This is a genomic window from Aeromicrobium sp. P5_D10 (assembly GCF_054049535.1).
Window position 1 is genome coordinate 115,045 of sequence record NZ_JBFUME010000003.1, and the last position, 13,954, is coordinate 128,998.

The following is a 13,954-nucleotide window of genomic DNA, read 5'->3' on the forward strand; positions in this document are numbered from 1 at the left end:
GAGGCCGGATCCGAATATGTTCATGCCACAACCACACATGTCGTCAGGACGAGTTGGGCGAGACCGATCGGCACGAGCACTTTCCAGGCCAGTGCGTTGACTTGGTCTTCACGCAGTCGCGGGTAGGCGACCCGCGCCCAGATGACCAGGAACGAGATTCCCACGATCTTGAGCAGCGTCCAGGCCCAACCGAACTGATCCGACCATGGGCCGGACCAGCCGCCGAGGAAGAGCACCGCGGTCAGCGCCGCGAGCACGACGATCCCGGCGTACTCGGCCAACAGGAACATCGCGAACCGCATCCCGCCGTACTCGGTCAACGGCCCCATCACCAGCTCGGCATCGGCCAGCGGCGCATCGAATGGCGGACGTTGCAGCTCCGCCAGTCCAGCGACGAAGAACACGATGAGTCCCGGAAGCTGCACGAGCAGCCACCACGGTTCCCAGGCATCGGCGATGCCGACCAAAGACAAGGTGCCGGCCGCCATCGCGACACTGGCGGCGGCGAGCACCATGGGCAGTTCATATGACATGAGCTGCGCGGCGACTCGCATACCGCCGAGATAGGAGTACTTGTTGCCGCTTCCGAGACCGCCCATCAGAGTGCCCAGCACCCCGACGCTCATCGCAGCGAGGACGAAGAACAGACCGAGGTCGAGGTCTTGGCCGATCAGATTGCCCTGACCGAAGAAGGGCCCGAGCGGGATCGCGAGCATCGCCACGAGATAGGGCACCAGCGCGACAGCCGGCGCGAGCTCGAAGACGCGACGATCGGCAGCGACCGGCGTGATGCTCTCCTTCTGCATGAACTTGACCCCGTCGGCGACGAGCTGGGCCCAGCCGTGGAAGCCACCGGCGGCCATGGGCCCGACCCGTCCCTGCATGTGGGCCATGGTCTTGTGCTCCATCTGCCCGACCAGCAAGGGCAGGGTCAAGAACGCGACGAGCACGACCAGGCAGCGCAGTAGCGCGTCCACGAACTCACTCATCCTGCACCTCCGGTGATTGAGGTGCGGAGCGAAGCGCAGCCTGGAAACCACCCTGGGAATCCGCTGGTTTCGAGACGCTCGTACCTCGCTCCTCAACCGGCGGAGGGCGCGGCTGCAACCAGTCGTCGGGTACCCCGGGCGGCTTGATCCGACGACGGCTCGGCGAATGCGTCGAATCGGCATCGCTCTCGCCCGGTTCCTTACCGCCCGGCCATGGCTTGGCGACCCGCGACGCGAGGACGAACTCCTTGCGCAGCGGGTGCCCTTCGAATCCGTCCGGCAGCAACAGGGGTTCCAGCTCGATCGCAGTCGAGTCCGCCGTGAAGCTGATTCCGAACATCTCGTGCGTCTCGCGCTCGTGCCAGGCGGCACCGGCGAAGATGTCGGCGATCGAGGCGACATTCGCCGCCTGTCGGTCGACATACGTCACCAACAGCAAGTGATCCAGCGGTGCCAGCCGAGCCACATGCAGCACTAGCCGGAATCCTTCAGGGTGTTCGTCGACGGCCGAGAGCCAATCGAAGTACGTGTATCCGTCGGCCTTCAGCCCTACAACGGCATCGTGCCAGTCGGCAGCATCGACAACCCGATGCGGCGGACCGAACGGGTTCTGCTCGATGCTCACTCGTCGACCGCCGGAGGCGGGATGCGCGGCGACAGCAGCGAGGTCGTCGAACGGTTGTAGCGCTCGGCCAGGTTCTCACCGGCGATCTTGTCCTGCAGCGTCACGATGCCGTTGAGCAGAGCCTCTGGACGCGGTGGGCAGCCCGGCACGTAGACATCGACCGGAATGATCTGATCGACGCCCTTCGTGACCGAGTACGAATCCCAGTAGGGACCGCCGGAGTTGGCGCACGAGCCGAAACTGATGACGTATTTGGGCTCGGGCATCTGGTCGTACAGCCGCTTGATGGCCGGAGCCATCTTGTCGGTCACAGTGCCCGAAACGACCATCAGATCCGCCTGCCGCGGACCCGGAGCAAACGGGATGACGCCCAGGCGGATGAAGTCATGGCGTGACATCGAGGTCGCGATGAACTCGATCGCGCAGCAGGCGAGCCCGAAGTTGAAGACCCACAGCGAGTATTTGCGACCCCAGTTGAGCAGATAGCGAGCCGGTTTCGGCGCAATCTGCGAGGCCACGCCCAGTTCCGGCGGCGCGAAGGCCGGCATCGGCAGATTGACCGGTCCGGTACCTACGACGTCCATGACAGCACCCCTTTGCGCCAGGCGTAGGCGAGCCCGACGACCAGCACACCGACGAAGATGCCCATCTCGACCGCCGCGGCCCGGCCGATCTCCTCAAGCACCACGGCCCACGGGAACAGGAACACCGCGTCGACCGCGAAGATGACGTACAAGAACGCGTACACGTAATAGCGCACATGCGACTGCGACCAACCTTCACCGACGGGATCGACGCCGGACTCGTAGGTCAACCCCTTCTCGCGCGACGGGACCCGGGGGCGCAGCAGCCGGTTGACGCCCAGCATCGCGAACGCGAGAAGTCCGCCGACGAGGATGATGACGCCGACAGCGGCGTAGTCATCCAGGTAGGGGCGCATGGACCCACTCTAGGGCGCTGAATGGCTTCGCGGATGAACCGGCTTCCGGCACACAGTCTGTGTTGTCCACAGATCGCGGATCGATCTCGAACTGGGGCTTGTTTGTCCCTATCGTCAAAGCATGATCCTTGCCATCGCGCTTGCCTCGCCGCTCTTGGTGTTCGCGGGCGCGTATCTCGGCCACCGACGTGCGAGGCAGTCAGATGACCGGCTTGATCGCTGGCGTCGACGCGAGGAGACGATGCGAATGATGCGTGGGGGCAGTCGACCATTCTCATTCCCGAGACAGCCCCAAACGAGAGACCGGACTGGTCGTGCTCGAAGCACTTTTGGTGTCAGAGATCCTGCAGCGAGAAGACCGGTCATTCGTCAGGCAAATTGCTCGCAGCGTCTCTCACCTAGAGCTACGATGACGAACAGCCAAGAACACGAGGTGACCGAATGGCAGAACGTAAATACCTGTTGTCACTCGACGAGCGCATTAGGTTTGCGCGACTCTCGGTCAAGGCAGCACGCCTTGCCGAGGAGGATGCCGACGAAGACATGCTGGAACTCGCGGCAATGGCGCTGCCGTGGGAAGACGAAGTACCCGCTCAGTACGCGCGCTGAACCCAACGTCTACGGCACGCGCAGGAACGACACCGCGAAGTCGGCGTCCTCGCTCCACGGCTCCAGGTCCCAGGTCGCGAAGCGCTGTTCCAGCACCAGCCCGGCCCCGGCGACGTCGGCATCGAACGCCTCCAGCGCATACTCGCGATCCGTTGCGAATCCCGTGACAATCCGGCCACCGGGCTTGACGACCCGTCGCAGCGAGCCGAGTACGTCCTGCTCCGTGCCGGGCGCGACGAACAGCAACACGTTGCCGGCCATGACCGCAAGGTCGAAGGGCTCCTCGCCGATGGCGTCGAGGTCCAGCGCAGTCAGGTCACTCACGACCCACCGCGGTCCGGGATGATCCGCCTCGGCGGCCTCAATCAGCACCGGGTCGACGTCGACGCCGACAACGGTGTGGCCACGATGGTGCAGGACCGCACCGATCCGGCCCGGACCGCATCCGGCGTCGAGGATGCGCGAGGCGGGAGACGCGATCGCATCGATCAGTCGGGCCTCACCGGCCAGGTCGGCGCCCTCGGCAGCGAGGGTGCGGAAACGTTCGACGTACCAGTTCGAGTGGTCGTCCTTGGTGTCGGTGAACCAGCGTGGGCGATCGGGCATACGCCCATCGTCCCCCATGGCCCCTCACGCTGACGTACGCTCGGCGAATGGACAACTCCAGGCGAGGCGTTGCCTATGGCATCGGCGCGTATCTGTGCTGGGGCTTCTTCCCGTTGTACTGGCCGCTGCTCGACCCGGCGGGGCCGTTGGAGATCTTGGCCCACCGGGTCGTGTGGTCGATGATCCTGGTCCTGGTCCTGGTCACCGTGGCAGGCAAGTGGGGCGCCATGGCTGCGATAGCGGTCGATCGCCGGCTCATGCTGATCCTGTCCGCAGCGTCAGTTGTGATGGCGCTCAACTGGGGTGGATTCATCTACGGGGTGACGACCGGGCATGTCATCGAGACCTCGCTGGGCTACTTCATCAATCCGCTTGTCACAGTCCTGCTCGCGGTGTTCGTGCTCAAGGAGAAGCTCCGACCGGCCCAGTGGAGCGCGGTCGTGATCGGCACGGTCGCCGTCGTCGTCCTGACCGTCGACTACGGCCGGCTGCCCTGGATCGCACTGCTTGTGGCATTCAGCTTCGCGGCCTATGGATTCCTCAAGAAGACCGCGGACCTGGGCGCCTTCGAGGGCTTGGGAATGGAGACCGCGATCCTGTTCCCCCTCGCGGTGGCGTTCCTGATATTCCTGCAGGTACACGACGATTTGGTGTTCGGTCATCACGGACCGGCCAATGCCACCTTGCTGATCGGCACCGGCATCGTCACCGCGATTCCGCTACTGCTGTTCAGCGCCGCGGCGACGAGGCTTTCGCTCACCTCGATCGGCGTGCTGCAGTATCTCGGCCCGGTGATCCAGTTCATCACAGGTCTGACGATCTTCGACGAGTCCATGACATCGGCCCGATGGGTCGGCTTCGTCCTGGTCTGGACAGCCCTCGTGATCTTCACCGTCGACGCCCTCCGCAACCACCGCCGCAACGCGGCACTGGAACCCGCACCAATCTAAAGGTGACCATGGGCCGAGCGAAGCGAGGCAGGCGCCCGGGCGAAGCCCGGCAGCGGTGAGGTACGAGCCGCTGGAGCGGCGACGAAGGAGCCGTGCGCCCTTAGCCGAGGCGGGTGGCGACGGTATCGCAGAGCATCTGCAGCGCTTCGCGTGCCGGCGAGTCCGGCAGCTTGGCCAGCAGGACGCTCGCGGCGTCGGCCTCGGCCTGAACATACGACCGGGCTTCATCGAGAGCGGGATGCACGCGTAGAAGCGCCATGGCTTCGGCATGTTCGGCGTCGTCGGTCAGCGGGCGCGACAACAGATCACGCAATCGCTCGTCCTCGGGACGGGTCGAGCGTAAAGCGATCAGAGTCGGCAGCGTCGGTACGCCTTCACGCAGATCAGTTCCGGGTGTCTTGCCCGAATCTCCGGTCTCGCTGGCGATGTCGATGATGTCGTCAGCCAGCTGGAAGGCGGCACCGATCCGTTCGCCGAACTCGGTCAACGTCGCCTGGATCTCGGCCGTGGCACCAGCCATCTTGGCTCCGAACAACGCGGCGGTCGCGATCAGCGAGCCGGTCTTGTCGGCGACAACCGCCAGGTAGTGCGCCAGCGCGTCTTCATCGCCGGCCGGACCGATCGTCTCGCGAATCTGCCCCTGCACGAGCCGCGAGAACGTGCGTGCCTGGATGCGTACCGCGTCGGTACCGAGGTCGGCGACCAGGTCGGACGCCTGCGCGAACAGGTAGTCGCCGACCAGGATCGCGACTGAATTGCCCCAGCGCGAGTTGGCGCTCGGAGCCCCGCGTCGTACATCGGCCTCGTCCATGACGTCATCGTGATACAGCGTCGCCAGGTGAGTCAGCTCGACGACGACCGCCGAGCGCGCGACATCGGGGCTCGTCGCGTCACCGAACTCGGCACACAACATCGTCAGCAGGGGGCGGAACCGCTTGCCGCCCGCGTTCAACAGGTGCGCCGCGGCCTCCGCGACGAGCTGATCGGGGCTGTCGACAGCGGCCGCTAGCTGACGCTCCACCTCTTCGACGCCGTCTTGCACGCGCTGTTCGAGCGCAGCGTCGTTGAACGGGACACCCAGAGTGGACACGCAAAGCTCCTAGAACAGTCCAACAAGACGATCAGCGCACGAAGGCACCCGCATGTTGCGCGAGCTCAAGCACCGGTCCCGGAATGATACCGAGTCCGATCGTGGCAACCGCAGCGACGACTATCACCACGGTAGTCAGGACGCTCGGGACCGCAACAGTCGGCCCATCCCCCACCGGTTCGGTGAAGAACATCAGCACGATGACACGCACGTAGAAGTACGCCGCCAAGGCGCTGATCAGGACGCCGATGACCACAAGCCACCAGAAACCGCCTGAATACGCCGCGCTGAAGACCGCCCATTTGCCGACGAATCCACCTGTCAGCGGGATACCGGCGAACGACAGCATGAACAGCGCGAACGCGCCTGCGAGCCACGGCGACTTCTTGCCGAGTCCGGCCCACTTCGACAGGTGCGTCGTCTCGCCGCCGGAGTCGCGCACCAGCGTCACGATCGCGAATGCACCGATCGACGAGAGCCCGTAGACCGTCAGGTAGAACAAGATGCCCGACAACGAGGTGACCCGGTCGGACGAGGCGACACCGATGTAGACGCCGGTGAAGCCGACCAGCAGGAAGCCCGCGTGCGCGATCGAGGAGTAGGCCAACATGCGCTTGACGTCGGTCTGCGAGATCGAGACGACCGCGCCCAGGAACATCGTGATGATCGCGATCGCGACGATGGTCGGGCGCCAATCCCATTGCGAACCGCCAAAGCCGACATAGAAGACGCGCAACAGAGCCAAGAAGGCCGCTGCCTTGGTGCCTGCGGCCATGAATGCCGTGACAGGCGTCGGGGCACCTTGATAGACGTCCGGCGTCCAGGTGTGGAACGGCGCGGCACCGATCTTGAACAGCAGACCCACGGCCATCAGTGCAGTCGCCGCGAGCAACATGTTCTCGCTGCCGGCGCGGTTCGTGACGGCCAGATCGATTGCCGACAGTTCAAAGCTGCCCGCATAGCCGTACGCCAGAGCGACGCCGTACAGGAAGAACACCGAGGAGAATGCGCCGAGCAGGAAGTACTTGAGTGAGGCTTCCTGGCTCAGGAGCCGACGTCGACGGGCCAATCCGCACAGGATGTACAGCGGCAGCGACAGGACTTCCAGGGCGACGAACATCGTCAGCAGATCATTCGACGTCGCGAACAGCATCATGCCGACCAGCGCGAACAGCGCCAGCGGGAAGACCTCGCTGTGCTCCAAACGAGCCTTGACCGCTTCGGCTTCGGCCGGCGATCCCGGCGCATCTGCAGCTCGGCCGGTGAACTGGCTCAGCCCGCCTTCGAGTTTGCGTTCGGCGAACAGCAACATGCTGAGCAGCGCGAAGATCAGCAGGATTCCCCAGGTGAAGACGCCCGGTCCGTCGAGTGACAGCGCTCCCTCACCCGCGACCTTGCCGCGGGCGACCAGATCGGCGTCGACCCGGTCGAGATCGTTGTAGACCCACACCGTGTCGGCGAAGGCCGCGACGATACCCACGACCGCGAGGACGACCTGGGCTCGGAACCGGCTGGCTCGCGGCCAGAACGCTTCGATGATGACGCCGACGATCGCGACTCCCGAGATGATCAGCATCGGGGCGATCAGCGAGAACTCGATATCCGGCGCCGGGATGGGCGGCAGATCAGCCTTGGTGAACAAGCTCATCAGTGCCCCCCTTCTTCGGTGTGTGCGGACTCATCGGCCGGTGCTTGGATATTGGTCGGTGTCTTCGGCTCCGGGTCTCCCTTGCCGACATGACTCATGACGGTGTCGATCGCCGGGTTGATCGCATTGAGCATCGGCTGCGGGAAGAAGCCGAGCGCGACGATCAGGATCAACGCCGGCGTCAGCGCCGCAATCTCTCGGGGCTCGAGGTCGGTGACTCCCTCATTGCCTTCCTTGAGCGGTCCGGTCATGGTGCGTTGGTACATGATCAGGATGTAGAGCGCCGCCAGGACGATGCCGAGCGTGGCCACAGCGGCGGCGGGGATCGAGCGGGTGAACGTTCCGGCCAGTACAAGGAATTCGGAGATGAATGGTGCCAATCCGGGCAGCGACAGGCTCGACAGACCTGCAATCAGCAGCACACCCGAAAGGATCGGGGCGATCTTCTGCACACCGCCGAAGTCGGAGATCTTGGCCGAACCACGGCGCGAGATCATGATGCCGGTGACGATGAACAGCGCCGCGGTCGACAGGCCGTGGTTGAACATGTACAGCGTCGAGCCGGCCATCGAGGTCGTCGTGAACGCGAAGATGCCCAAAATGATGAAGCCGAAGTGCGAGACCGACGTGAACGCGATGAGCCTGCGGATGTCGTCCTGGCCGATTGCGAGCAAGGCGCCGTAGACGATGCTGATGACCGCCAGGGTGATGATGACGGGGCTGGCCCAATCGGCTGCCTCGGGAAACAGCCCGACACACCAGATGATCATGCCGAAGGTGCCGATCTTGTCGACCACACTGACCATCAGCACCGACGTACCGGGAGTCGCCTGACCCGCCGCATCGGGCAGCCAGGTGTGCAGCGGCCACAGCGGTGCCTTGATCGCGAACGCCGCCATGAATCCCAGGAACAGCAACCGCTCGGTGTTCTGACTGAAGTCGAGGTTCTGCAGATCGCTCAACAGGTACGACGCATCACCCTGGCGGGAGCTCACGACGTACAGACCCACAATCGAGGCGAGCATCAGCAGGCCGCCGACCAGGTTGTAGATCAAGAACTTGACCGCGGCGTACGAGCGGTTGGCCCCGCCGAACGTCCCGATCAGGAAGTACAACGGGATCAGCGTCGCTTCGAACAGGACGTAGAAGAGGAAGGCGTCGGTAGCTGCGAAAGCACCGATTGCGAGACCTTCGACCGCGAGCATCCAGGCGAAGTACGCATTCGTGCCCTGCGGATCCGGCAGCCGGTCCTCGAAGGACGCCAGGATCACGATCGGCGTCAGGATCGTGGTCAACAGGATCAGCACGATGCCGATGCCATTGACGCCGACCGCATAATGCGCGCCGAAGGCGGCGATCCACTCGTGGGTCTTGGTGAGCTGGTAGCCGCCGCTCGAGGTGTCGAACTTGGCCAAAGCCACGAGCGACAGCGCGAGCGTGATGAGCGCGACGGCGAGAGCAACGACCTTGGCCGGCAGATGTCCGGACTTCTGGCGCGGCATCAGCGCGAGGATCAGCGCACCTGCGATCGGAGTCGCAGTGAGGATCGTCAGGATCATGCGAGGGTCACCGCCAGGAGGCACAGGACGACGATGGCGACGCCACCGAACATCGTGAGGGCATAGGAACGGACGAATCCGGTCTGCGGTTTGCGCAGGAACTGTGAGGTGTCACCGAGTCGATCGGCCAGTCCGGTCACGAAGCCGTCGATGCCCTTGACGTCGAGCCAGACCAGGAACCGGGTCAGGTGACGGGTGGGCCGTACGACGACCGTGTCGTTGAGCTCATTGCCGTACAGCTCGTGGCGTCCGGCGCGGGCGAAGAACGACACCGAACTGTCGGCCGGAGTCTCTGCGGCGATCGGCTCGCGACGGTAGAACCACACCGCTCCAGCGACACCTAGTGCGACGACTGCCGTGATGATCAGCGTGAGCACGATGGCCGGGACTGCGAGTTCATGGTGCTCGGTGTGGCCGACGACAGGTTCGAGCCATTCGTTGATCCAGTCGCCGATCAACAGCGCACCGCCGACGGCCGAGAGCGCAGCCAGGGCGATCAACGGCCAGGTCATGACCTTGGGCGATTCGTGTGGATGCACCTCTTCGCGCCATCTCTTCTCCGACACAAACGTCATGATCATCAACCGGGTCATGTAGAACGCCGTGACACCCGCACCGAGCAGCGCGGCCAGGCCGACCCACAGGTTCTGGCCGAACGCCGCCTCGATGATCTTGTCCTTGGACCAGAAGCCTGCGAACGGCGGGACGCCGATGATGGCCAGATAACCCAGCCCGAAGGTCGCGAACGTGACCGGCATGAGCTTGGACAGGCCGCCGTAGTGGCGCATGTTGACGTCATCGCCCATACCGTGCATGACGGATCCGGCGCCGAGGAACATATTGGCCTTGAAGAAGCCGTGCGTGATGAGGTGGAAAATAGCAAATGCATATCCGGCCGGCCCCAATCCTGCAGCCAGCATCATGTAGCCGATCTGGCTCATCGTCGAACCGGCCAGTGCCTTCTTGATGTCGTCCTTGGCGCAACCGATCCAGGCACCTGCCAGCAGCGTGACCAGACCGACGATGATGACTGCGGTGCGGGCGGCCTCCGAAGCGTCGAAGATCGCATTGGAACGCACCACCAGGTAGACGCCGGCGGTGACCATCGTCGCGGCGTGGATCAGGGCCGAGACAGGAGTCGGGCCCTCCATCGCGTCAAGAAGCCAGCTCTGAAGCGGCACCTGGGCAGACTTGCCGCAGGCACCCAGCAGGAGCAGCAGACCCAGTGCCGTGGTGACGTTGTCGCCCGCGCCGGGAGCTGCAGCGTTGACCGCAGCGATCGCGGTCGTGCCGAACTGCGCGAACATCAGCATGATCGCCAGGGCCATGCCGATGTCGCCGACCCGGTTGACGACGAACGCCTTCTTGGCCGCTGCGGCCGCCGACGGCTTGTGTTGCCAGAAACCGATCAGCAGATAGGACGCGAGGCCCACACCTTCCCAGCCGAGGAACAGCACGAGGTAGTCACCGGCCAGCACCAATGTGAGCATCGCGGCGACGAAGATGTTGAGGTAGGCGAAGAAGCGCCGACGGTTGGCGTCGTGCTCCATGTAGCCGATCGAGTAGATGTGGATCAGCGTGCCGACGCCGGTGATCAGCAGGACGAACAACGCCGACAGCTGGTCGTAGACGAAGTTCATCTCGACGTGGAACGTCCCGGTGTCGATCCAGGTGAACAGACTGACCGCATGCGAGCGGTCACCGCCGTCCTTGCCGAGCAGCGAGGCGAACAGCACAGCACCGAAGATGAAGGAGGCGGCCGATGCCGCGGTCCCGATCAGGTGGCCGAAGCGGTCGGCCTCCTTGCCCCAGATCAGCAGCAGAGCACCGCTTGCCAGTGGGATGGCAATCAGCAGCCATTGAAGATCGAACATCACGCGCCCCCTACGACTTCAGCATGCTCACGTCATCGACCGAAGTCGTCTGACGCGTGCGATAGATGGACACGATGATCGACAAGCCGATGACGACCTCTGCGGCGGCCACGACCATGACGAAGAACGCCGCGATCTGACCGTCGAGATTGCCGTGCTGCCGCGAGAAGCTCACGAAGGCGAGGTTCGTCGCGTTGAGCATCAGCTCGATGCACATGAAGATGATGATCGCGTTGCGGCGGACCACGACGCCGACGGCACCGATCGTGAAGAGGATCAGCGACAAGGTGATGTACTCGTTCACTTGCCCTCCTCTTCCTCGGGCTTGAGTTGTTCGACGACCTTGTCGATATCGGAGTCGAAGCCCGACCTGACCTGGCCGCGTTCGGCAATGCTCGGCGAGAGCGACTCGTCGAGCGGGCTGCCGTCTGGCAGCAGCGCGGGAGTGTCGACGGCATTGTGCCGGGCGAAGACACCGGGTGTCGGCGCATTGCCGGGATGCACTCCACTCTCGGCGTAGTCGCGCATCCGCTGGCGCGACAGATCGGCCTGCGAACGTCGCGGCGTCAGGTTCTCGTGATGGGCCATGACCATGGCTCCCAGCACCGCGGTGATGAGCAATGCCGCGGTGAACTGGACGGCCAAGGTGTAAGGGCCGAACATCAGGGCCGCCAGGCCCTCGACGTTCCCGCCGGCATTGGCCTTGTCGAGCCCGACGACCGGTGATGCGACGGTCTGACCGATCAAAGTCACCGCCACGATGCCGAACAGCAGTCCGACGAGCGTGGCCGCGAGCCGCTGACCGCTGATGGTCTCGCGCAGCGACTCCTTGTTGTCCACGCCGACCAACATCAGCACGAACAAGAACAGCATCATGATCGCGCCGGTGTAGACGATGATCTGCACCGCGAACAGGAATGGTGCGCCCTGTGCGGCGTACAGCACCGCGAGGCTGATCATGACGACCGCGAGCGACAGCGCCGCGTGCACGGCCTTCCTCGCGAACAGCAGACCGAGCGCGGCAATCACCATGATCGGCGCGAGGATCCAGAACGTCGTCATGCCTGAACCTCCCGCTGCCACGGTGATTGAGGTGCGAAGCGCAGCGCAGCCTCGAAATCTCCGTGGTTTCGAGGCTCGCAAGCTCGCGCCTCAACCACCGAATACTCGCTCACTGCTCGCCTCCCGTCACATTCACGATGGGCAGTTGCTTGCCGCGGTAGTAGTCCTGGTGGTCGTCGCTGATCATCATCTCGTGCGGCGGTTCGACCATGCCAGGCAGCAACGGCGCGAGCAGATCGTTCTTCTCGTAGATCAGCGCCTCGCGGTTGTTGTCGGCCAGCTCGTACTCATTGGTCATGGTCAACGCCCGCGTGGGGCACGCCTCGATGCACAGACCGCACAGAATGCAGCGCAGGTAGTTGATCTGGTAGACGCGTCCGTAACGCTCACCCGGGCTGTGCCGGTCGCCGTCGACGTTCGAAGCACCCTCGACGTAGATAGCGTCAGCCGGGCACGCCCAGGCACACAGCTCGCAACCGATGCACTTCTCCAGGCCGTCGGGCCAGCGGTTGAGCTGATGACGTCCGTGGAAACGCGGCGCCGTCGGCACCTTCGTGAACGGGTACTGCTCTGTGACGGGCTTCTTGAACATCGTCCGGAACGTCACGCCGAAGCCGGCGATCGGGTCCCACAGAGTTTCGCGGATGGGCGAGCTCATGACTTCGTCCTCTCACTCGCAGGTGTATCGGTCGTCTGCTGTCCGGGCATGGGCGGCACCGGGTATCCGCCCGCGAAGGCGTCGAACTCTTCGGGCTCCGGCTCGGGCTCGGGTTCCTTCTTCTCAGGGATCAAGAAGGTCAGGAGCGCCAGGACGCCAACCACGATCGCCACCGGCAAGATGACGCCCTGGTCGAGCATGTCCTCGTTCTTGAGCTTGCGGATGAAGGCGACCGCGATGATCCAGACCAGAGAGATCGGGATCAGGATCCTCCAGCCGAAGTTCATGAACTGGTCGTAGCGCATGCGCGGCAGCGTTCCGCGCAGCCAGACGAAGATGAAGATGAAGAACAGCGTCTTGCCAAAGAACCACAGCACCGGCCAGTAACCGGTGTTGAAGTAGCCGTCGTTGATCTGTCCGATGCCGAACGGCGCACGCCATCCGCCGAGGAACAGCGTCGTAGCCAACGCCGACACCGTGACCATGTTGATGTATTCGGCCAGGAAGAACAGCGCGAACTTCAGCGAGGAGTACTCAGTGTGGAATCCACCGACGAGTTCGCCCTCGGCCTCCGGCAGGTCGAACGGTGCTCGGTTGGTCTCGCCGACCATCGCGATGCAGTAGATGATGAACGACGGGAACAGCGGCAGGAAGAACCACAGATCGCTCTGCGCTTCGACGATCTCCGAGGTCGACATCGACCCGGCGTACATGAAGACCGACACGAATGACAGGCCCATCGCCACTTCGTACGAGATGACCTGGGCGCTGGAACGCAGACCGCCGAGCAGGGCGTAGATCGAGCCGGAGGCCCAACCCGCCAGCACGATGCCGTACACGCCGATCGAGGTCACTGCGAGGACGTACAGCACTGCGACCGGCATGTCGGTCAGCTGCAGCGGGGTGACCTGGTCGGTGAACGGAATCCGCACCTCGGGACCGAAGGGGATGACCGCCCAAGCCAGGAAGGCCGGGATCGTGGCCAGGATCGGCGCCAGGATGTAGACGAACTTGTCGGCTGCCTTGACGACGATGTCCTCTTTGAGCGCGAGCTTGACGCCATCGGCCAGGCTCTGCAACAGGCCGAACGGTCCGTGGACGTTCGGACCGATGCGGTGCTGCATCTTGGCGACGACGCGGCGCTCGAACCAGATGTTGAACAGCGTGTAGACCACGAGGAAGACGAAGATCAGCAGCGATTTGAGCGCGATGACCCAGAACGGCTCATTGCCGAAGAGATCACTCATGACGCCACCGCCCATCGTTGGTTGAGGAGCCCGACGAAGGAGGGCGTCTCGAAACCAACGTGGTTTCGAGGCTCCGCTGCGCTACGCACCTCAACCA

15 protein-coding genes are annotated in these 13,954 nt (G+C 64.0%); 2 read left to right on the top strand and 13 right to left on the bottom strand.

Going from position 1 to position 13,954, the window contains the following annotated elements; translation table 11 throughout:
* Positions 1 to 20 precede the first annotated feature (20 nt).
* From ACXJKC_RS05610 to ACXJKC_RS05625, 4 genes are read right to left on the bottom strand one after another with little or no spacing between them, the layout of a single operon-like run.
* Complete coding sequence (locus ACXJKC_RS05610; RefSeq protein WP_456695698.1) at positions 21 to 989, bottom strand: complex I subunit 1/NuoH family protein; 969 nt, start codon at positions 987 to 989, stop codon at positions 21 to 23.
* On the bottom strand, positions 982 to 1,614 hold the full coding sequence (locus ACXJKC_RS05615) for an NADH-quinone oxidoreductase subunit C (RefSeq protein ID WP_456695699.1): 633 nt from the start codon (positions 1,612 to 1,614) through the stop codon (positions 982 to 984). Before ACXJKC_RS05615 ends, ACXJKC_RS05610 begins: the two co-directional genes overlap by 8 nt.
* A complete protein-coding gene (locus ACXJKC_RS05620) occupies positions 1,611 to 2,198 on the bottom strand; it encodes an NADH-quinone oxidoreductase subunit B (protein WP_456695700.1) in 588 nt (195 codons plus the stop codon). Before ACXJKC_RS05620 ends, ACXJKC_RS05615 begins: the two co-directional genes overlap by 4 nt.
* Positions 2,186 to 2,554, bottom strand: coding sequence for an NADH-quinone oxidoreductase subunit A (locus tag ACXJKC_RS05625; protein WP_456695701.1), 369 nt, complete (start codon positions 2,552 to 2,554; stop codon positions 2,186 to 2,188). The genes ACXJKC_RS05620 and ACXJKC_RS05625 overlap by 13 nt, the downstream gene beginning before the upstream one ends.
* Before the next feature lie 441 nt (positions 2,555 to 2,995).
* Between ACXJKC_RS05625 and ACXJKC_RS05630 the strand changes: the two genes are divergently transcribed.
* Positions 2,996 to 3,163, top strand: coding sequence for a hypothetical protein (locus ACXJKC_RS05630; protein ID WP_456695702.1), 168 nt, complete (start codon positions 2,996 to 2,998; stop codon positions 3,161 to 3,163).
* A 9-nt stretch (positions 3,164 to 3,172) separates the two neighbouring features.
* Here ACXJKC_RS05630 and ACXJKC_RS05635 read toward each other — a convergent pair whose 3' ends face one another.
* Positions 3,173 to 3,769, bottom strand: a complete 597-nt coding sequence (locus tag ACXJKC_RS05635) for a class I SAM-dependent methyltransferase (RefSeq protein WP_456695703.1) — start codon at positions 3,767 to 3,769, stop codon at positions 3,173 to 3,175.
* A gap of 47 nt (positions 3,770 to 3,816) precedes the next feature.
* Here ACXJKC_RS05635 and rarD point away from each other — a divergent pair, with 47 nt between their 5' ends.
* Positions 3,817 to 4,719, top strand: a complete 903-nt coding sequence (gene rarD / locus ACXJKC_RS05640; protein ID WP_456695704.1) for an EamA family transporter RarD — start codon at positions 3,817 to 3,819, stop codon at positions 4,717 to 4,719.
* 100 nt (positions 4,720 to 4,819) lie between these two features.
* On the opposite strand, the gene ACXJKC_RS05645 is transcribed toward rarD, so the two are convergent.
* From ACXJKC_RS05645 to nuoH, 8 genes are all read right to left on the bottom strand, one after another.
* The gene (locus tag ACXJKC_RS05645) at positions 4,820 to 5,800 is read right to left on the bottom strand and encodes a polyprenyl synthetase family protein (RefSeq protein WP_456696145.1); all 981 of its coding nucleotides are present in this window, start codon (positions 5,798 to 5,800) and stop codon (positions 4,820 to 4,822) included.
* 40 nt (positions 5,801 to 5,840) lie between these two features.
* On the bottom strand, positions 5,841 to 7,457 hold the full coding sequence (nuoN, locus tag ACXJKC_RS05650; RefSeq protein WP_456695705.1) for an NADH-quinone oxidoreductase subunit NuoN: 1,617 nt from the start codon (positions 7,455 to 7,457) through the stop codon (positions 5,841 to 5,843).
* Positions 7,457 to 9,016, bottom strand: a complete 1,560-nt coding sequence (locus tag ACXJKC_RS05655) for an NADH-quinone oxidoreductase subunit M (RefSeq protein ID WP_456695706.1) — start codon at positions 9,014 to 9,016, stop codon at positions 7,457 to 7,459. The genes nuoN and ACXJKC_RS05655 overlap by 1 nt, the downstream gene beginning before the upstream one ends.
* Entirely contained in the window at positions 9,013 to 10,890 is a 1,878-nt protein-coding gene (gene nuoL / locus ACXJKC_RS05660) for an NADH-quinone oxidoreductase subunit L (RefSeq protein WP_456695707.1), read from the bottom strand. The genes ACXJKC_RS05655 and nuoL overlap by 4 nt, the downstream gene beginning before the upstream one ends.
* 10 nt (positions 10,891 to 10,900) lie before the next feature.
* Positions 10,901 to 11,194, bottom strand: coding sequence for an NADH-quinone oxidoreductase subunit NuoK (gene nuoK / locus ACXJKC_RS05665; protein ID WP_456695708.1), 294 nt, complete (start codon positions 11,192 to 11,194; stop codon positions 10,901 to 10,903).
* On the bottom strand, positions 11,191 to 11,973 hold the full coding sequence (locus tag ACXJKC_RS05670; RefSeq protein ID WP_456695709.1) for an NADH-quinone oxidoreductase subunit J: 783 nt from the start codon (positions 11,971 to 11,973) through the stop codon (positions 11,191 to 11,193). Before ACXJKC_RS05670 ends, nuoK begins: the two co-directional genes overlap by 4 nt.
* A gap of 88 nt (positions 11,974 to 12,061) precedes the next feature.
* Positions 12,062 to 12,610: an NADH-quinone oxidoreductase subunit NuoI gene (nuoI, locus tag ACXJKC_RS05675; protein ID WP_456695710.1), complete on the bottom strand. Its 549-nt coding sequence runs from the start codon at positions 12,608 to 12,610 to the stop codon at positions 12,062 to 12,064.
* Positions 12,607 to 13,857, bottom strand: coding sequence for an NADH-quinone oxidoreductase subunit NuoH (gene nuoH / locus ACXJKC_RS05680; protein WP_456695711.1), 1,251 nt, complete (start codon positions 13,855 to 13,857; stop codon positions 12,607 to 12,609). The genes nuoI and nuoH overlap by 4 nt, the downstream gene beginning before the upstream one ends.
* Positions 13,858 to 13,954 lie beyond the last annotated feature (97 nt).